16 protein-coding genes are annotated in these 18149 nt (G+C 74.1%); 7 read left to right on the forward strand and 9 right to left on the reverse strand.

The window, feature by feature from the left end:
* The first annotated feature begins 159 nt into the window (after positions 1-159).
* Positions 160-3033 (forward strand): AAA domain-containing protein, encoded by a 2874-nt coding sequence (locus ACQP26_RS17525; RefSeq protein ID WP_433493405.1) that lies wholly within the window; start codon positions 160-162, stop codon positions 3031-3033.
* On the opposite strand, the gene ACQP26_RS17530 is transcribed toward ACQP26_RS17525, so the two are convergent.
* Positions 3012-4802 (reverse strand): ABC transporter ATP-binding protein, encoded by a 1791-nt coding sequence (locus tag ACQP26_RS17530; RefSeq protein ID WP_433493406.1) that lies wholly within the window; start codon positions 4800-4802, stop codon positions 3012-3014. The genes ACQP26_RS17525 and ACQP26_RS17530 overlap by 22 nt on opposite strands.
* Before the next feature lie 87 nt (positions 4803-4889).
* On the opposite strand from ACQP26_RS17530, the gene ACQP26_RS17535 reads away from it, so the two are divergent.
* From ACQP26_RS17535 to ACQP26_RS17550, 4 genes are all read left to right on the forward strand, one after another.
* On the forward strand, positions 4890-5306 hold the full coding sequence (locus tag ACQP26_RS17535) for a MarR family winged helix-turn-helix transcriptional regulator (protein WP_269705646.1): 417 nt from the start codon (positions 4890-4892) through the stop codon (positions 5304-5306).
* Between the two features lie 89 nt (positions 5307-5395).
* Positions 5396-5764, forward strand: coding sequence for an SCP2 sterol-binding domain-containing protein (locus ACQP26_RS17540; protein ID WP_269705645.1), 369 nt, complete (start codon positions 5396-5398; stop codon positions 5762-5764).
* Complete coding sequence (locus tag ACQP26_RS17545; RefSeq protein WP_433493407.1) at positions 5757-7844, forward strand: amylo-alpha-1,6-glucosidase; 2088 nt, start codon at positions 5757-5759, stop codon at positions 7842-7844. Before ACQP26_RS17540 ends, ACQP26_RS17545 begins: the two co-directional genes overlap by 8 nt.
* A gap of 10 nt (positions 7845-7854) precedes the next feature.
* Entirely contained in the window at positions 7855-8442 is a 588-nt protein-coding gene (locus tag ACQP26_RS17550; protein WP_269705644.1) for a cysteine hydrolase family protein, read from the forward strand.
* 38 nt (positions 8443-8480) lie between these two features.
* Here the strand turns inward: ACQP26_RS17550 and ACQP26_RS17555 are convergent, their stop codons facing one another.
* From ACQP26_RS17555 to ACQP26_RS17590, 8 genes are all read right to left on the reverse strand, one after another.
* A complete protein-coding gene (locus ACQP26_RS17555) occupies positions 8481-9107 on the reverse strand; it encodes a TetR/AcrR family transcriptional regulator (protein ID WP_281577605.1) in 627 nt (208 codons plus the stop codon).
* 95 nt (positions 9108-9202) lie between these two features.
* Positions 9203-10474: an ABC transporter substrate-binding protein gene (locus ACQP26_RS17560; RefSeq protein ID WP_281577604.1), complete on the reverse strand. Its 1272-nt coding sequence runs from the start codon at positions 10472-10474 to the stop codon at positions 9203-9205.
* A gap of 52 nt (positions 10475-10526) precedes the next feature.
* The gene (locus ACQP26_RS17565) at positions 10527-11672 is read right to left on the reverse strand and encodes a branched-chain amino acid ABC transporter permease (protein ID WP_281577603.1); all 1146 of its coding nucleotides are present in this window, start codon (positions 11670-11672) and stop codon (positions 10527-10529) included.
* Positions 11669-12547 carry a branched-chain amino acid ABC transporter permease gene (locus ACQP26_RS17570; RefSeq protein ID WP_269705639.1) on the reverse strand — a complete coding sequence of 293 codons (879 nt, stop codon included), beginning with the start codon at positions 12545-12547 and terminating at the stop codon, positions 11669-11671. The genes ACQP26_RS17565 and ACQP26_RS17570 overlap by 4 nt, the downstream gene beginning before the upstream one ends.
* A 14-nt stretch (positions 12548-12561) precedes the next feature.
* Positions 12562-13278, reverse strand: a complete 717-nt coding sequence (locus tag ACQP26_RS17575; RefSeq protein ID WP_269705638.1) for an ABC transporter ATP-binding protein — start codon at positions 13276-13278, stop codon at positions 12562-12564.
* Positions 13275-14102: an ABC transporter ATP-binding protein gene (locus tag ACQP26_RS17580; RefSeq protein WP_269705637.1), complete on the reverse strand. Its 828-nt coding sequence runs from the start codon at positions 14100-14102 to the stop codon at positions 13275-13277. The genes ACQP26_RS17575 and ACQP26_RS17580 overlap by 4 nt, the downstream gene beginning before the upstream one ends.
* 142 nt (positions 14103-14244) lie before the next feature.
* Positions 14245-15450 (reverse strand): RNA polymerase sigma factor, encoded by a 1206-nt coding sequence (locus ACQP26_RS17585; RefSeq protein ID WP_433493408.1) that lies wholly within the window; start codon positions 15448-15450, stop codon positions 14245-14247.
* Entirely contained in the window at positions 15447-15797 is a 351-nt protein-coding gene (locus ACQP26_RS17590) for a YciI family protein (RefSeq protein ID WP_013286726.1), read from the reverse strand. The genes ACQP26_RS17585 and ACQP26_RS17590 overlap by 4 nt, the downstream gene beginning before the upstream one ends.
* Between ACQP26_RS17590 and ACQP26_RS17595 the strand changes: the two genes are divergently transcribed.
* Positions 15789-17246 carry a flavin monoamine oxidase family protein gene (locus ACQP26_RS17595; protein ID WP_433496158.1) on the forward strand — a complete coding sequence of 486 codons (1458 nt, stop codon included), beginning with the start codon at positions 15789-15791 and terminating at the stop codon, positions 17244-17246. The two genes, ACQP26_RS17590 and ACQP26_RS17595, sit on opposite strands and share 9 nt — an antisense overlap.
* 126 nt (positions 17247-17372) lie before the next feature.
* Positions 17373-18119 carry a lysozyme gene (locus ACQP26_RS17600; RefSeq protein WP_269705634.1) on the forward strand — a complete coding sequence of 249 codons (747 nt, stop codon included), beginning with the start codon at positions 17373-17375 and terminating at the stop codon, positions 18117-18119.
* The last annotated feature ends 30 nt before the right edge of the window (positions 18120-18149 follow it).

Below are 18149 nucleotides of genomic sequence, written 5' to 3' on the forward strand. Positions count from 1 at the left end.
TTCATCGACAACGATGTAGATCGATGCTAGGGCGACCCCGGGGTCGGGTAAATAGCTACACGCATGAATGTCAGAGCAAAAGTTTTCTACATCCCGTCATCCGCGGGCGCGGGGTCGGCGGTGGCCGGGCCGGGCGCGCGTACGGCAGAATCGCGGGCCATGGAGGCGGCCACGATCCTCACCGCGCTCGCCGACCTGGCACCGGCCGGCGCCGAGCGGATCTTCGACGTCTCCGGCGCCGGTCGTCCGCTGATCTGGCTGGCCGAGCCCGACCGCGCGCCGCGCGACGCCACGCTGGACCGCCTGGCGGCGCTGGACGCGCTGCACCGCGACCAGCGGATCCTGCGCCGGGGCCTGGCCTTCGTCATCGGCGCGGCCGACCTCGACGGTGGCCGCCGCCGGGTCCGCGTGCCGTTGCTGGCCCAGCCGGTACGCCTGGAGCGCACCAGCCGCAGCTACCGGATCGTGCCCGCCGGAGACCTGGAACTGACCTCGCTCGTCGAGGACCGGGATCTCGCCGGCCGGCTGGAGGCCGCCCCAGGGCTGGCCGGGCCGGGCTGGCTCGGCGCGCCCGGCACCAAGGCGTGGATCACCGCCGCCGCCGAAGCCGCCGGTCTGAAACCGGTGACGGTGCAGGCGCGGCCACCCCGCCGCATCGACGACGACCAACTGGTCGGCGTCGCCGCCGCGGCGCTGTTCACCACCCGCGACGTGCTGGCCGGCCGGCTACGCGACACACTGCTCGCCTGGGCGGCCCGGCCCGGACTGGCCGACACGGCGCTGAGCCGGCTCTACACCGGCCGGGGCGACTCCACGCCCAGCGGCACCGACGCCCAGGGCGACGACACCGATGCCGAGGTGCTGTCGCCGCTGCCGTTGAACGCGGCCCAGCGTGAACTGGTGCGGCGGACCCGTACCGAGCCGGTCGTGGTCGTCTCGGGCGCGCCGGGCAACGGCAAGAGCCACGCCCTGGTCGCCGCCGCGCTGGACGCCGTGGACCGGGGCGGGTCGGTGCTCGTGGCCACCCAGTCGGTGCACGCCGCCGACGTGCTCGGTGACCTGCTGCGCCGGCACAGCGGCCCGGCGCCGGTGCTGTTCGGCGACGCCGAGCGCCGCGAGACGATCGCCGCCGACCTGGCCGGCGGTGCGGCCGCCGGAACTGACGACGCCACACTGCGCGACGCCGACGCCGCCGTGGCGGCCGCCCGCGACCGGGTGGCCGCCCTGTCCGAGGGGATCGGCGTCGCCCTCGACGAGGAGCGCCGCGCCGCCGCGCTGCCCGACTGGCAGCCGTTGCTGCCCGCGCTGAGCCGGGACGTGCCCCGCCTGTTCGACCCGGAGGTCGACCTGGACGCGGTCCGGTCCGCGCTGTCGGCGGCCACGGCGTCCGGTGACGGCTGGTGGCGGCGCTGGCAGCGGGCCCCCGCCGGTAGGCGGCTACGCCGGCTCAGCGGCGACAACGTACCCGTGGAGCGGCTGCGCACCGCGTTGGACGCGGCGGGCGCGGTACGGGCGGCGGCGCGGCTGGCCGCCACCGGCGGGACCGATCTGGCCGCTGCGTGGCGTGCCCTGACGACGGCGGAAGCCGCGCTCGCGGAGGCCGTCGGAACGGCGATGCGCCACCGGGCGACGAGCGCGCATCGGTGGAGCGACGCGGCGCGGCGCGCCACCGGTGGACTGGCCGCCGCGCTGCGGGCCGGGCGGAACCGCCGCCGCGAACTGCTGGCCGGGCTGGACGCACAGGCGCTGGTACGGGCGCTGCCGCTCTGGGTGGGCACTGTCACCGACGTCGAGGACCTGCTGCCCCCCGTGCCCGGGATGTTCGACCTGGTGGTGCTGGACGAGGCGGCGCACATCGACCAGTTGCGGGCGGCGCCGGCGCTGGCCCGGGCGCGGCGTGCGCTGGTGGCCGGCGACCCCCGCCAGTTGCGGTTCGTGTCGTTCGTGGCCGACGTGGACGTGGTCGCCACCCTGCGCCGGCACGGTCTGGACCGGTTCGGCGACCGGCTCGACGTCCGCCGCTCCAGCGCCTTCGACGTGGCCGCCGGCGCCGCCCCGGTCACCTGGCTGGGAGAGCACCACCGGTCCGTGCCGCACCTGATCGGGTTCTCCGCGCGCCGGTTCTACGGCGATCGGCTGGAACTGGTCACCCGGCATCCGCGCAACGAGCGCGCCGACGTCATCGACGTGGTGACAGTGGACGGGGCGAGCGTGGTCGACGGGGTCAACCAGGCCGAGGTCACCGCCGTCCTCGACCTCGTACGGCGGTTCGCCGACGCTCCCCCGGCGGGCGGGATCGCCGTGGTGAGCCCGTTCCGCGCGCAGGCGGACGCAATCGAGACGGCGTTGCTGGCCGCGTACGACGTCGACGAGATCGAGCGTCTCGGGCTGCGGTCGGGCACCGTGCACGGGTTGCAGGGCAGCGAGGCGGACGTGGTGATCGCGTCGCTCGGGCTGGTGGACGACGATCCGCCGTCGCGACACCGGTTCGCCGCCGGGCCGAACCTGTTCAACGTGCTGGTCACCCGGGCTCGGAGACGGCTGGCGGTGGTCACCTCGCTGCGTTCACCGGAGGGCCTGGTGGGTGACTTCCTGGCCTACGCGGGCCGGCCGCCTGCCGCACCGGAGGCGGAGCCGGCGACGGGCTGGACCGCCGAGCTGGCGGAGGAGCTGCGCCGGCTCGGGCTGCCGGTGCGGCCCGGCTATCCGGTGGGCCGGTGGCGCGTCGACCTCTGCGTGGGCACGGACTCCGACGCGGTCGGGGTGGTCTGCGCGGTGCACCCGGACGGGGTTGCGGCGCATCTGGAGCGGCAGCGCACGTTGATCCGGGCCGGGTGGCGGCTGCACGAGGCGTTCGCCAGCCGCTGGTCGGGCGACCCGATCCGAGCCGCCCTGGACCTGGCGTCCCGCATCGGCGCGGACGGACCGGGCAACGGCGGGCCCGGCAGCGGCAGCGCGTCCGACACCGACGGCGGGTCCGGCGGCAGAGGCGGCGCCGCGCGGGCCTACGGTCAGCCAACCAGAGCGGCGTAGCGGCCGCGCCGGTCCAGCAGCGCGTCGTGGGTGCCGGACTCGACGATCCGGCCGTGGTCGAGCACGGCGATGCGGTCGGCGTCGCGGACCGTGGAGAGCCGGTGCGCGATGGTCACCACGGTCCGGCCCCGGGCCAGCTCGTCCAGCGCCCGCTGGACCGCGCGTTCGGTCTCGGTGTCCAGCGCGCTCGTCGCCTCGTCCAGCACCAGGATCCGCGGGTCGCGCAGGAGGGTCCGGGCGATCGCGAGGCGCTGCTGCTCGCCGCCGGAGAACCGGTGGCCGCGTGAGCCGACCATGGTGTCGTACCCGTCGGGCAGCGCGCTGACGAGGTCGTGGATGCGGGCGGCGCGGGCGGCGGCCTCGATGTCGGCGTCGGTGGCGTCCGGGCGCGCGTACCGGAGGTTGTCCCGCACGGTGCCGTGCAGCAGGTACGTCTCCTGGCTGACCACGCCCACGACGGCGGCCAAATCGGCCGGGCGCAGGTCGCGCAGGTCGATCCCGTCGATGGTGACGCGGCCGGCGTCCGGGTCGTGCAGGCGGCTGATCAGCGCGGCGAGCGTGCTCTTGCCGGAACCGGTTTCCCCCACCAGGGCGAGGCTGGTGCCGGCCGGGACGTCCAGGCTGACGCCGGCCAGGGCGGCGGTGTCGCTGCCCGGGTAGCTGAACGTGACGTCCTCGATCCGCAGGTGGCCGCGGGCGGTGGCCGGGTCGAGCGGGACCGGGCGGGCCGGCTCGGCGACCTCGACGGGCAGGTCGAGGTATTCGAAGATGCGGGCGAACAGGGCGAGGGACGCGGTGAGCGTGACGCCCACGTTGAGCAGGCCCATCAGCGGCCGGAACAGGTTGCCCTGCAGCGCGGTGAACGCGACGAGCGTGCCGATGGTGAGCGTCCCGGCGGTGCCGGGCAGCCCGGCGCCGAGGTAGATCACCGCGGGGATGGCGGCGAAGACGATGCTCATGGCAGCCATCCGCCAGCGTCCGGCCAGCTCGGAGCGCAGTTCCAGGTCGACCAGGCGGGCCGAGGAGGCGGTGAACCGGTCGACCAGGGCCGGGCCGGTGCCGAGCGTCTTGGCCAGCCGGACGCCGCTCACAGACAGCCCTTCCTCGATCGTCACGGTGAGGTCGGCGAGTTCGCGCTGACGCTGGGCGGTGATCTCCCGGCGCAGCCGGGCGACCCGGCGGGTGAGCCAGAGCGCGGGCGGCAGCACGACCGCCGAGACGAGCGTGAGCCGCCAGCTCAGCGCCAGCATGGCGATCGTGGTGGCGACCACAGTGGTGAGGTTGGCGGCGATCGAGGTGGCGGTGGAGGTGACCACCGCCTGCATGCCGCCGATGTCGTTGGTGATGCGCGACTGGACCTCGCCGGTGCGGGTGCGCACGAAGAAGCCGATCGACTGCCGCTGGAGGTGGGCGAAGACGTCGGTGCGCAGCCGGTGCATGACCTGCTGGCCGACGCGGGTGGAGATCCAGGTCTGCGCGACGCCGAGCACGGCGGTGACCGCGGCGACCGCGACCATGCCTGCGACCAGCCAGGCCAGCAGCGTCAGGTCACGCTCGGGCAGGGCCCTGTCGATCACGGTACGCAGCAGGAACGGCGTCGCCATCGCGATGATCGAGGACGCCACGATGATCGCCACCACGGTGGCGAGCGGGCCGCGGTGGGCGGTGAACAGGCCGCCGATGCGGCGAAGGGACACCGAGCGGGCCTGGGCCTTCTCGGCGGGGGAAACGGTCCGGCCGTCACGGCGGCCGTCGGGGATGCGATCCAAGGGTGCTCCTCATGCGGGGGGCGGGGGACGATGCTGAGGTTACCTCAACATGAGGGAACAACACGAAAGCCTGCTACCGTATTCCCCGTGAGCGGCAGCGACGAGAGCCTGGCCGAGACGTTCTGGGCGGTGACCCGCCGGCTGCGGCACCAGACCAAGGGCGCGCTCGAACCGTGGGAGATCAGCCCCGGGCAGGCGCGGGCGCTCGGCGTGCTGATGCGTCACGGCGCGCTGCGGCCCGGCGCGCTCGCCGAGCACCTGCGCATCGCCCCGCGCTCGGCCACCGAGGTGGTCGACGGGTTGCAGGAGCGCGGCCTGGTCGAGCGCCGGCCCGACCCGGCCGACCGGCGGGCCACGCTGGTCGCCCCGACCGCCGAGGGCGAGCGGGTGGGCACGGCGATCCGGCAGGCGCGGGCCACCGAGGCGGAACGGTTCTTCGGCGTGCTCACGCCCGACGACCGGGCCGAGCTGGCCCGGATCCTGCGCCGCCTGCGCGAGGACTAGGACCAGATCCCCGGCCTCCCCGGTTTCACCCGTTCCGGGTGAGACGACAGGCCCCGCTGCGGGGAATAGCGCCATCGGAAGGAGGGCCGATGGTCGACGCCACCGAAGAGTTCTTCCGGGGCCTGGGGCAGCGCCGGCAGCGCGGGCTGACAGCGCTCCACGAGGGCACCGTCCGGTTCGACCTCGCCGATGACGGGTCGGTCGACCACTGGCTGGTCTCCATCGCCCGGGGCGAGGTCACCGCGGCGCGGCAGGCCACCGGTGGGGACGCGGTCGTCCGGGCGGACCGGGCCGTCTTCGACCGGATCGCGCGGGGCGAGTCGTACTTCCTGACCACGGTCCTGCGCGGCGAGGCCGAGGTGGAGGGCAGCCCGCGGCTGTTCGCGACCGTGCGCCGGCTGTTCCCCTCCCCGCCCGGCTCGCGCCCGGAACGACACCGGGGAGACGACGATGGGTGACGACCACGTCGGCATCTTCGACGGGACGATCTTCCTGGTCTCTGACCGGGCGGGTGACATCGTCCCGGCCGCCGACGCCACCCACGGCCTGTTCGCCCACGACACCCGCCTGCTGTCCCGGTGGCAGCTCACCATCGACGGCGAGCCGCTCAGCACGCTGTCCATCGACGACATCCAGTACTTCGAGAACCGGTTCTACCTGGTTCCGGGCAGTCAGGACGTCTACGTCAACAGCACGCTGGAGGTGCGCCGGACCCACAGGCTCGACACCGGGCTCCAGGAGGACCTGCTCCTGGTCAACAACGACCGGCTGCCCGTCGACCTGACCGTACGGATCGAGGTGGACGCGGACTTCGCGGACCTCTTCGCGGTCAAGGAGGGCACGACGAACCGCGAGGGGCGGCACTACCGACGGGTCGACGGCCCGCGACTCGTCCTGGGTTACCAGCGCGAACGCTACCGCCGCGAGACGATCGTGTCCGCGACGGCACCGGCGGAGGTGGACGAGAACGGCCTGACGCTGCGCGTGCACATCGAACCGCACGGCCGGTGGCAGACCCGGCTGACCGCCGAGCCGGACCTCCCCCTGCCCCGCGGTCTGGAGCGGCTGCGCCTGCCGGGACGGGCCGCCGACGCCGAGCGGAACAAGGCAGGCGAACTACGGGAGTGGCTGGACCGGGCGCCGCGACTGGAGACCAGCTGGGGACCGTTGCAGAACACCTACCGGCAGAGCCTGATCGACCTGGCCGCGCTGCGGTTCAGCCCGTTCCTCGCCGGGACCGGGTGTGTGCTGGCCGCCGGGCTGCCCTGGTTCATGTGCCTGTTCGGCCGCGACAGCATCCTCACCAGCCTCCAGGCGCTGCCGTTCGCACCCGAACTCGCCGCCACCACGCTCACCGTGCTCGCCTTCCGACAGGGCAGCCGGATCGACGACTTCCGGGAGGAGGAGCCGGGTCGGATCCTGCACGAGATGCGCTACGGCGAGCTGACCGTCTTCGACGAGACACCGCACAGCCCCTACTTCGGCAGCGCGGACGCCACTCCCCTGTTCCTCGTGCTGCTCGACGAGTACGAGCGGTGGACCGGCGACGCCGCCCTCGTACGCGCGGTGGAGCAGGAGGCGCGGGCGGCCGTCGACTGGATCGACCACTACGCCGACCGGGCCGGCAACGGCTACGTCTCCTACGAGCGGCGCAACCCGGTGAACGGTCTGGAGAACCAGTGCTGGAAGGACTCGTGGGACAGCATCTCCCACCGCGACGGCCGCCTGCCGGGCTTCCCGCGTGCCACCTGCGAACTCCAGGGGTACGCGTACGACGCGAAGGTGCGCACCGCCCGGCTGGCCCGCGAGATCTGGCACGACCCGGCGTACGCGGACCGGCTGGAGCGGGACGCCGCCGACCTCAAGCGCCGCTTCAACCACGACTTCTGGATCGATGACGGCGAGTACATGGCGCTGGCGCTCGACGGCGACGGCAGCAAGGTGGATGCTCTGTCGTCGAACATCGGCCACCTGCTGTGGAGCGGCATCGTCGAGGAGCCGAAGGCCGAGGCCCTGGTGCGGCACCTGATGTCACCGGCGATGTTCAGCGGCTGGGGTGTCCGCACGCTGGCCGAGGGCGAGGCCCGCTACAACCCGGTGGGCTACCACGTCGGGACCATCTGGCCGTTCGACAACTCGTTCATCGCCTGGGGCCTGCGGCGCTACGGGTATGCCGAGGAGGCGGCCCGCATCGCGGCCGGCATCCTGGATGCGGCGGCCTTCTACGACGGCCGGCTGCCGGAGGCGTTCGCCGGACACGCCCGGTCCGAGACCCGCTACCCGATCCGGTACCCGACCGCGTGCAGCCCGCAGGCCTGGTCGGCCGGGGCCCCGCTGCTGCTCCTGCGGACGATGCTCGGCCTCCGGCCGGTCGGCGACGATCTCGTGGCCCGGCCCGCCCTGCCTGCTAGCCTCGACTACGTGGCGCTGCTCGATGTCCCCGGCCGCTGGGGACGCCGGGACGCCTTCGGCAGGAGCACCTCCGCCGGCGGCCTGAGCCGCTACGAGCTGGCGCCGCAGCAGCTCTCCGCACCGTGACGGGACCGACATGCAGCGCATCGACTGGGCACACACCGCTGTGGTGGGCGTCCACTGGCAACACGAGGTGGTCAGCCCGGACGGCGTCTTCGGCCCGTTCTTCGCCGGCCAGGTGACCCGGCACGGCGTGGCGGCGAACGCGGCCCGGGTCGCCGCCGCCGCGCGGGCAGCGGGCGGCCTCGTGGTCTTCACCCGCGTCGCCTACCGGCCCGGCTATCCCGACCTGATCGCCAACACCCCGAGCTTCGACATGATCGCCGAGCGCGGGGCGTTCCTGGAGGGCGACCCGAAGACCCGGATCGTCGACGAGGTCGGGCGACAGCCCGGCGACGTCGTCGTCACCTCCACCCGGCTCGGCGGATTCTCCGGCACCGACCTGGACGTGATCCTGCGCGGCCGGGGCGTGCGGACCGTGGTGTTCACCGGTGTCGCGACGAACCTGGCCGTCGCCTCCACCGCCTACCAGGCGGTCGACCACGGGTACCGCATCGTCACCGTCTCCGACGCGTGCACGGCGGCCACCGACGAGCTGCACGACGCCTACCTGAGCACGCTGGGCCAGCTGGGCGAGGTGGCCACCACCGGCGAGGTCGCCTGACCGGCCGCCGGAACGCTCAGCGCAGGCCGGCGGGGCGCTCAGCGCAGGCCGGCGGCGATCGCGTCGACCAGCAGCGCGCCCAGCATGCGCGCCATCACGGCGCGGGCGGCCTCCACGTCAAGCCCCATCGAGTCGCGCATCATCGACCACGAAGACCAGGTGCCGGCCACCGTCAACGCGTCCAGCAACTGCGCCCGCCCCGGCCCGGCCTGCGCCAGCTCCGGGGCGAACACCGCCTCGATCTCCTGCCGGACCCGGGTGACCGCCGCCTCCCGGTTGCGCCGCAACTGCGGGGAGAACGGCTCCCGCAGCGCCGACGCGCGAGCCGAGGGCGCCAGCACCTCCAGCAGCCGGGCGCGCTGGTCGCAGAACGCGGCGATCCGGGCGGTCAGCGGCAGCTCCGGCGGCACCGGCTGCCAGAGCGCGGCCTGCCGTTCGCCGACCCGCCGCCCGGTCGCGGCGAACAGCGTCTCCATGTCCTTGAAGTTGGTCCAGAGCGTGCGCAGCGACACCCCGGCCCGCTCGGCGATCCGTTCCCCGGTGGGCCGCAGGTCACCGGAGTCGATCAGGGCCAGGTGCGCCTCCACGATCGCGGCCCGGGTCCGCTCGGCCCGCGCCGCCCGGCCGTCCACCCGCTCCGGCGGGTCGGTCTCCAGCTCGATCATGGGTACGGGATCTCCTGTTGCTCGTCTGCCGGCGGCCACTCTACGTGCGTGTCGCCGGGCGGCCGGCACCCGGCCACCCGGCGACAGCACCGTGGTCAGGACGTCGGAACGGCGTCCGCCGGCGGGTTCGTCGGCGGCTCGGTGAACTCGGTGACGGCGCCGTCACCGTCGTCGGTGGTGTACGCGGGGCCGAAGTACGCCTGCGCGCCGTTGCTCACCTTGGTGAGCCGGACGCCGCCGTAGCCGGCGTGCACGCCGTCGGCGTACCGGAAGGGGACCAGGCCGGGCCCGCGGAAGCCGCCCTTGCGCACGGCCTCGACCAGCTTCTCCCGGGTGGGGTCGGGCCCGGCGGCGAGCATGGCCTGCACGAACGTGTACGCCATCGAGTAGCCGTAGATCGCGTTGCCGTCGACCGGGTTGCCCGCGTTGTACTTCTGGTGGATCTTGGTGAACTCCTGGATCCACGGGTTCGCGGTGTCGCCCACCATGGGCAGGTAGTTGTCGGCGACCATGCCCTCGAGGATCACCTTCTTGTCGCCGAGCTGCGCGGACAGCGTGGTGTAGTCGGCGCCCACGTTGGACACCACCCACTGCGCCTTGAAGCCCTGCCCGGCGGCCTGGCCCATGGCGAGCGCGGTGAAGCCGGGGATGGTCGCCGAGATGACCACCTGGCAGCCGGCCGCGCGCAGCGCGCCGATCGCCGGGCCGACCTGCTGGTTGGTGGTGGTGTACGTCTGCTTCGCCGCGACCGGGCCGAGGACCTGCTCGACGCCGGCCAGCGAGTCCCGCCCGAAGTCGTCGTTCTGCCCGAAGTGGCAGACCTTCGCGCCGGGGAACTCCTTCTTGACGTAGGTGGCCAGGATCTTGCCCTCGACCGTGTAGTCGGGCTGCCAGCCGAACGTCGTCGGGTACTTGTCCGGCTGGTTCCAGTTGCGGCTGCCGGAGGCGACGAACAGGTCCGGCACCTTCTGCGTCTTGACGAACTCCAGCACGTTCGTGTGCGTCGGCGTGCCCAGGCCGCCGAGCAGCGCGAAGACCTTGTCGTCGAGCACCAGCTTGCGGACCACGTTCTCGGTGTTGGCCGGGTTGTAGCCGTCGTCCATGACCTTGTAGACGATCTTCCGGCCGTGCACGCCGCCCTTGGCGTTGACGTGCTCGAAGTACGCCTTGGTGGCGGCGGAGATCTTCGAGTAGCCGGGGGCGGCCGGTCCGGTGAGCGGTTGGTGGGTGCCGATGACGACCTCGGAGTCGCTGACGCCGGGGACGTTCTCGGCGGCCTGCTTCTCGTCGTCGGCGCAGGCAGGCAACGCGGCCAGCAGGGCCAGGCCGGCGGCGGCCGCGAGAACGCGGCGGGTGGTGGGGCGCATGGTTCTCCATTCCGGTGCGACGGTGCGAACGGTGTGGGTGGAACCGGTGAGGTCAGCGGTCCGGCGACCGGCGGGGGGTACGGCGGCGGCGGAGCACCGCGCGCAGCCGGGTGCCGACGGCACGCACCCCGCCCTGGAGGCCGCCCGGTGCGGCGAGCATGACGACGATGAGGATCAGGCCGAACACTGCGAGCGCGAGGTTGCCCTCGAGCCGCTGGGCCAGCCCGGCGGACAGGCTGAGATGCTCGGTGAGCAGGCCGGGCAGGTCCTGGAGCGCGACCAGCAGCACCGCTCCCCAGATCGCGCCGGCCAGGCTGCCCAGCCCGCCGATCACGATCGCCATCAGCAGGAACAGCGACAGGTCCAGCGGGAACTTGCCGGGCGCGACGGTGGCGGTGAGCAGGGCGTACACGGCACCGCCCAGCCCGGCGCAGGCGGCGCTCACCACGAACGCGAGCACCTGCGTGCGGGCCACCGGGATGCCGGCGAGCCGGGCCGCGACCTCGTCGTCGCGGACCGCCCGCAGGGACCGGCCGAAGCGGCTGCGCACCAGGTTGGCCAGCAGCAGCATGGTGAGCAGCGCGGCGGCCAGCGCGATCCAGGCCAGCCAGCGTTCCGGCTGGAAGTAGGCGCCGAGCGCGGCCGGTGGCGTCTGCGCCGGGAACGACAGGCCCTGTTCGCCGTTGAACACGCCGGTGAAGATCGTGGTGACCGCCGGGACGAGCGTCGCCACGGCGAGCGTCACGCCGGCCAGGTAGGGGCCGCGCAGCCGGGCTGCCGCCAGCCCGACGACGAGCCCGCCGAGCGCTGTCACCGCGACGGCGACCAGCAGCGACGCGGGCAGCGTCCACCAGCCGCGTACCGCCCGCTCGTCCAGGGCCTGCTGGGTCAGGGCCATCGTGTACGCGCCGGTGGCCATCAGCGCGCCGTGCCCGAGCGAGAGCTGGCCGTTGAGCCCGACCAGCACGGTGTGCCCGGCGGTGACGCAGAGGAACGCGCAGACGCGCGCCACCTGGAGATTCTGGTACGGCGCGAGCTGGTTGGTCACCAGCACGACGAGCGTGCCGGCGAACACCGCCACGGCGAGGTGGCGCAGCAGCGTTGAGCCGCGTGCCTCGCGTCCGGCCGGCGCGCCGGGGAGCAGCCGGCGCAGCGGGGACGGCGCCGCAGCCGCGATCTTGGTGGGGGTGCTCGTCACACGTGCCTCGCTCTCGCCGCGGAGAAGAGCCCGCCGGGGCGGACCAGCAGGACGGCCAGCAGCAGCACCAGGACGGCCAGCGGTGTGGTGTCCGGTCCCAGGTAGCCGGTGACGTAGGACAGGATCAGCCCGACCAGCAGGCCGCCGACCACCGCGCCCACCGGGCTGTCCAGGCCACCGACCACGGCGGCGGTGAACGCGACCACGAAGACCAGGTCCATGGCGTGCGAGTGCAGGCCGAGTCCGGTGGGGACGACCAGCATCCCGGCGAGCGCGCCGACGCCCGCCGCCAGCGCCCAACCCAGCGTGAGCATCCGGCCGACGCTGACGCCGAGCAGCCGGGACACCTCGGGTGCGAACGCGGCGGCCCGCATCCGCAACCCCACTGGGGTACGGGTGAACAGCACCGCGAGCAGCGCCACCACAGTCAGCGCCGCGCCGAGCACCCACAGGTCGTACGGGGACAGCGCGGCCACCCCGGCGATGGTGAGCGCGTCGGTGTCGAACGGTGCCGGGGCGGGCCGGTAGTCGTTGCCGAAGACCATGCCGAGCACGGCCTGGATGACGAGCACCAGCCCGAGCGCGACGATCACCTGGTTGAGCGGGCCGCCGGGACCGGCGAAGCGCATCAGCACCCGCTCCACGAGCGCGCCCAGGGCCAGTCCGGACAGGATCGCGGCGGCCAGGCCGAGCCAGTACGAGCCGGTGGCGGACACGACCGCGTACCCGACGTAGGCGGTGGCCACCGCCATCGCGCCCTGGGCGAAGTTGACCACCCGGGCGGCCCGCCAGATGAGCACCAGCGCGAGCGCGAACGCCGCGTACACCGCCCCGGAGGCGAACCCGTCGAAGGTGAGGAACCAGAACCGCTCCATCCGCGACCCCCTTCCTAGAATCCGAGGTACGCGTGCCGGAGCTGGTCGTCGTCGCGCAGCCGGGCGGCCGGCGCGGCCGTCACCACCCGGCCGAGCGACATGACGATGCCCTGGTCGGCGACGGACAGCGCGGAGCGCACGTTCTGCTCGACGAGCAGCACGGTGAGCCCCCGCTCGTCGCGCAGCCGCCGCAGCAGCGCCATGATCTGCGCAGCGACCTTGGGCGCCAGGCCCAGCGACGGCTCGTCGAGCAGCAGCAGGCGGGGCCGGGCGATCAGCGCGCGGCCGATCGCGAGCATCTGCCGTTCCCCGCCGGAGAGCTGGTGTCCGGCGTGGTCGCGGCGGCGGGCCAGCGCGGGGAACAGCTCGTACACCTCGTCCTGCGCGCGCCGGGCGTCGGCCCGGTCGCGTCGCCACAGCCCGCCCAGGCGCAGGTTCTCCGCCACGGTCAGCTCGGTCACCACGCCGCGGCCCTCCGGCACGTGCGCCAGGCCGCGCCGGACCAGGTGTTCGACCCGGACGCCGCGCAGGTCCTCCCCCGCGTACCGGACCCGGCCGCCGGTGGGCCGCAGCAGACCCGAGAGGGTACGCAGCAGCGTGGTCTTCCCCGCGCCGTTGGCGCCGAGCACGGCGGTGACGGTCCCGGCCGGGACGGTGAACGCGACGTCGCGCAGCACCGGCACCGGGCCGTAGCCGCAGCTGAGCTCCTCGACCTCGAGCACGGCGGTCACGATGCGCTCCCGGCGGGCTCGGTCGGCTCGGCGGGCACGTCGGCGCCCAGGTACGCCTCGGTGACCCGGGGGTCGTCGCGGATGCTCTCCGGGGACCCGGCGGCGATCACCTTGCCGAAGTCGAGCACCACGAGGTCGTGGCAGACGGACATCACCAGGTCCATGTGGTGCTCGACGAGCAGCACGGCGCAGCCGTCCTCCCGGTCGGGCAGCCCGCGGACCAGGTCGGCCAGCTCGGCCACGTCGTCGGCCCCGAGGCCGCCGGCCGGCTCGTCGAGCAGCAGCAGCCGGGGGCGGGCGATCAGCGCGCGGGCCAGCGCGACCCGCTTGCGGACCGGATAGGGCAGGGTGGCCGGGGCGGCGTCGGCGTACTTCTCGATGCCCAGCTCGGCGAGCAGGTCCATGGCGCGGGCGTGCAGCCGCCGCTCGTCCCGGTCGCTGCGGGGCAGGCCGAACAGCGCGGCGGCGAAACCGGCGCGGGCCGTGTGGGTGGCCCCGGCGACCACGTTCTCCCGCACGGTGAGCCCGCCGAACAGCCCGACGCCCTGGAGCGTACGGGCGATGCCGAGCCCGGTGAGCTGGTGCGGGCGGGGCCGGAACGGCCGACCGTCCAGGGTGAGGGAGCCCTCGGTGGGCCGGACGAAGCCGCAGACCACGTTGAACAGCGTGGTCTTGCCGGCGCCGTTGGGCCCGATCACGCCGACCACCCGGCCGGGCGGTACACGCAGCGAGACGTCGTCGAGGGCGACCAGGCCGCCGAAGCGTACGCCGACGTGGTGCAGCGCCAGGCCCGGTTCGTCGGCGGGGGCGGCCGGTGGGCTCATCGTCACCTCGTGCCGGTCGTGGGGAGCACGGGAAAACTAATTACACCGGGAGTGTACTTTTCTCTGCCGCCGCGTCAATGGCCCCGACGATCACGGTTCGCTTACCGGGGTTACCGGCCTCCAACGTGCACTGTCTGTGTGATCATCCCGGCATGCGGTCGCGGGCGTGACGCAGGAACGTCTGCTCCGCCGCGTTGCCGGTGCCGGCGATAGCCGCGTCGTACGCGGCCCGGGCCTGCGCCGGACGATCGAGGCGGCGCAGCAGGTCGGCCCGGATCGCGTGCCACACGTGGTAGCCGCCCAGGTCCAGGCGGTCCACTTCGACCAGTCCCGCCTCCGGTCCGCGTACCTCGGCCAGCGCGACCGCCCGGTTCAGCGCCACCACCGGCCCGGGCGCGACGGCGGCCAGCTGGTCGTAGAGCGCGAGGATCTGGGCCCAGTCGGTGGCCGCGGCGGTGGGCGCGTCCGCGTGCACCGCGCCGATCGCGGCCTGGATCTGGTACGGGCCGGGCCGGCCCCGCCGCAGGCACCGGCGTACCAGGTTCTGCCCCTCGGCGATCAGCTCCCGGTCCCACCTGCCGCGGTCCTGCTCGGACAGCGACACCGGCACCCCGTCCGGGCCGGTACGGGCGGCGCGGCGGGCCTCGGTGAGCAGCATCAGCGCGAGCAGGCCGAGCGCCTCCGGCTCGTCCGGCATCAGGCTCACCAGCAGCCGGCCCAGCCGGATCGCCTCGGCACCCAGCTCGGCGCGGCCCAGTCGCTCCCCCGCGCTCGCGGTGTGCCCCTCGTTGAAGATCAGGTACACCACGGCGAGGACCCCGCGCAGCCGGTCCGGCAGGTCGGCGTCGCGTGGCACCCGGTACGGGATGCCGGCGTCACGGATCTTCGCCTTGGCCCGGACCAGGCGCTGCGCCATGGTCGGCTCCGGCACCAGGAAGGCCCGCGCGATCTCGGCGGTGCTCAGGCCGCCGAGCAGGCGCAGCGTCAACGCCACCCGGGCGGGCGCGGCGAGCGCCGGGTGGCAGCAGGTGAAGATCAGGCGCAGGCGGTCGTCGGGCACGGGCCCCTCCTCGGCGGGCGGGTCGGCGGCGTGCAGCAGGGCGGCCTCGGCGTGCCGGGCGGCCCGGGTGGCCTCGCGGCGCAACCTGTCGATCGCCCGGTTCCGGGCGGTGGTGATGATCCAGCCGGCCGGGCTGGGCGGCGGCCCGTCGGCGGCCCAGCGCGTCACCGCGATCGTGAACGCCTCCTGGACCGCCTCCTCGGCGAGGTCGATGTCGCCGAGGAGACGGACCAGGACGGCTACCGCGCGGCCGTACTCGGCCCGGAAGACCCGTTCGACAGCGGTCATCCCTCGCCCTGGAACGGGCGGACCTCGATCGGCAGCGTGGTCGCGAGCGCGTAGCGGCGGCCCCAGTCCAGCGCCGCGTCCAGGTCGGGCGCCCGGATGATCGTGACGCCGCCCAGGTACTCCTTGCCCTCGGCGAACGGCCCGTCGGTGACCAGCACCTCGTCGCCGGCCGGGCGCAGCACGGTGGCGGTCTGCGGGTCGTGCAGCCCGTTGCCGAACACCCAGCACCCGGCTTCCCGCAGGTCCCGGCCGATGGCCTCGACCTCGCGCATCACCCCGGCCAGGAACTCCGGGTCCGGGCGGCCCTCGCCGGCCGGCTGGTACATGCTGATCAGGTACTGCTTCATCGGCTTCTCCTCGTCACCGCCGGACGGCCCCGCGCCGTCCCTTCACCCTCCACACGAACGACTGACGCCCGTTTCGACACGCCGGGCCGGGTGAATCCGGCCGGGAGCGGGGTACGCCGTCGCGTGCGCCGCCACCGGGTCGTCGTCGTGGGCGCCGGGTTCTCCGGTCTGGCCTGCGCGCTCGCGCTGGACGCCGTCGGCGCCGAGGTGCGGGTGCTGGAGGCCCGGGACCGGGTGGGCGGCCGGACGCGCAGCCGCCCGCTACCCGGCGGCGGCTGGCTCGATCTGGGCGCGCAGTGGATCGGCCCGACCCAGGACCGGATGTACGCGCTCGTCGCCGCGTACGGCCTGACCACGTTTCCCTCCCCCGCGCACGGCGCGCCGACGCTGCTGCTCGGCGGGCGCCCGGCCACCGGCGAGCCGCCGGGGCTGTCCGCGTTGCTGGGCACGCTCGACGAGATGGCGGCCGGGCTCGACCCGGCCGCACCGTGGCGGGCGCAGGAGGCGGCGCGGTGGGACCGGACCACGTTCGGCGGCTGGCTCGACGCGAGCGCGGCCGATCCGGTGACCGCCCGCTACGCCGCACGCATGCTCGCCGGTGGGCTGCTGGCCGCCTCGGCGGACGAGGTGTCGCTGCTGCACATGCTGTTCTACCTGCGCAGCGGCGGCGGCACCCGGTCGCTGCTGCGCATGGCCGGAGGCGCCCAGCAGGACCGGATCGCCGGTGGTCCGGCCGCGCTGGCCGAGCGGATGGCCGCCGCGCTGCCGGCGGGGAGCCTGTGCCTGCGCGCCCCGGTGGACGGCGTCGCGCAGGACGGCGACGGCGTGCGGGTACGGGTCGGCGGCGAGACGTACCGCGGCGACGCGGTGGTGGTCGCGCTGGCACCGGCGCTGGCCGGGCGCATCCGGTACGACCCGCCGCTGCCCCCGCTGCGCGACGGGCTGACCCAGCGGACGCCGATGGGCGTGGCGCTCAAGGTCCACGCGCTCTACCCGGAACCGTTCTGGCGCGCCGACGGCCGCTCCGGGGTGTCCAGCACCGACACCGGGCCGCTCACCGAGACGGTGGACAACTCGCTGCCGGGCGTGGCGGGCGGGATGCTCACCGCGTTCAGCTACGGCGCGCAGGCCCGGGCGTTGCGCCGGCTGCCGGCGGACGCACGCCGGGACGCGCTGCGCGAGGCGCTCGCCGCGATCTTCGGCCCGGCCGCCGCGCACCCCGACGACCTCGTCGAGTACGACTGGTCGGCCGACGAGTGGACGCGCGGCTGCTTCTGCGGCGTCCTGCCGCCCGGCGCGTGGTGCGCGTACGGCCCGGAACTGCGGACGCCGGTGGGCCGGCTGCACTGGGCCGGCACCGAGACCGCGACCCGGTGGAGCGGCTACCTGGAGGGCGCGGTGACCGCCGGCGAGCGCGCCGCCGCCGAGGTGCTCGCCCAGCTCGGCTGAGCACCTGATCCAGTGAGATTCTTCGATGCGATGTATTGAAAAGTTTCTCCGCCCTGTGCCCTAATGACGACAGTTCCTTTCGTCATACTCCCGCCGCCGGAGCGCGGCAACCCCCAGGGAGGACAGATGCACAGGTCGATCCGATCGGCGCTGCGCGCGGCCGGAGCCGCGCTGCTCGCCACCGTCACCGTCGCCGCGGCGACCCTGTCCGGGACGGCTCCCGCCTCCGCCGCCCCGGCCGGACTGCCCGGCATGGACGTCTCCAGCTACCAGGGCAACGTGAACTGGTCCGGCGCGTGGGCCAACGGCGCCCGGTTCGCCTACGTCAAGGCGACCGAGGGCACGTACTACACCAACCCGTACTTCGCCCAGCAGTACAACGGCTCGTACAACGTCGGAATGATCCGCGGCTCGTACCACTTCGCCCGCCCGGACACCACGAGCGGCGCCGTCCAGGCCAACTACTTCGTCGACCACGGCGGCGGCTGGTCCAAGGACGGGCGGACGCTGCCCGGCGCGCTGGACATCGAGTACAACCCGTACGGCGCGACCTGCTACGGACTGAGCCAGGCGTCGATGCGCAGTTGGATCGCCTCGTTCGTCAACCAGTACTACGCACGCACCGGCCGGTGGGCCACCATCTACACCACCACCGACTGGTGGAGCACCTGCACCGGCAACACCGCACAGTTCGCCGCGAACAACCCGCTGTGGATCGCCCGCTATTCGAGCAGCGTCGGCACGCTGCCTGCGGGCTGGGGCACGTACTCGTTCTGGCAGTGGTCCTCCTCCGGCGTCTTCCCCGGTGACCAGAACGTGTGGAACGGCTCGCTCGACCGGCTGCGCGTCCTGGCCTGCAACGGACCCTGCTGACCCCGGCCCGGGCGTGGCGGGCGGTGCCGG

This window comes from Micromonospora sp. CA-248089 (assembly GCF_050948515.1).
Lineage (GTDB): Bacteria > Actinomycetota > Actinomycetes > Mycobacteriales > Micromonosporaceae > Micromonospora.

Bases quoted from the DNA above. Each gene is read 5' to 3' on its own strand.
- ACQP26_RS17580 (WP_269705637.1), bottom strand. From the start codon at position 14,102: ATGAGCCCACCGGCCGCCCCCGCCGACGAACCGGGCCTGGCGCTGCAC.
- ACQP26_RS17585 (WP_433493408.1), bottom strand. From the start codon at position 15,450: ATGACCGCTGTCGAACGGGTCTTCCGGGCCGAGTACGGCCGCGCGGTA.
- ACQP26_RS17555 (WP_281577605.1), bottom strand. From the start codon at position 9,107: ATGATCGAGCTGGAGACCGACCCGCCGGAGCGGGTGGACGGCCGGGCG.
- ACQP26_RS17570 (WP_269705639.1), bottom strand. From the start codon at position 12,547: ATGGAGCGGTTCTGGTTCCTCACCTTCGACGGGTTCGCCTCCGGGGCG.
- ACQP26_RS17550 (WP_269705644.1), top strand. From the start codon at position 7,855: ATGCAGCGCATCGACTGGGCACACACCGCTGTGGTGGGCGTCCACTGG.
- ACQP26_RS17540 (WP_269705645.1), top strand. From the start codon at position 5,396: ATGGTCGACGCCACCGAAGAGTTCTTCCGGGGCCTGGGGCAGCGCCGG.
- ACQP26_RS17590 (WP_013286726.1), bottom strand. From the start codon at position 15,797: ATGAAGCAGTACCTGATCAGCATGTACCAGCCGGCCGGCGAGGGCCGC.
- ACQP26_RS17560 (WP_281577604.1), bottom strand. From the start codon at position 10,474: ATGCGCCCCACCACCCGCCGCGTTCTCGCGGCCGCCGCCGGCCTGGCC.
- ACQP26_RS17545 (WP_433493407.1), top strand. From the start codon at position 5,757: ATGGGTGACGACCACGTCGGCATCTTCGACGGGACGATCTTCCTGGTC.
- ACQP26_RS17525 (WP_433493405.1), top strand. From the start codon at position 160: ATGGAGGCGGCCACGATCCTCACCGCGCTCGCCGACCTGGCACCGGCC.
- ACQP26_RS17600 (WP_269705634.1), top strand. From the start codon at position 17,373: ATGCACAGGTCGATCCGATCGGCGCTGCGCGCGGCCGGAGCCGCGCTG.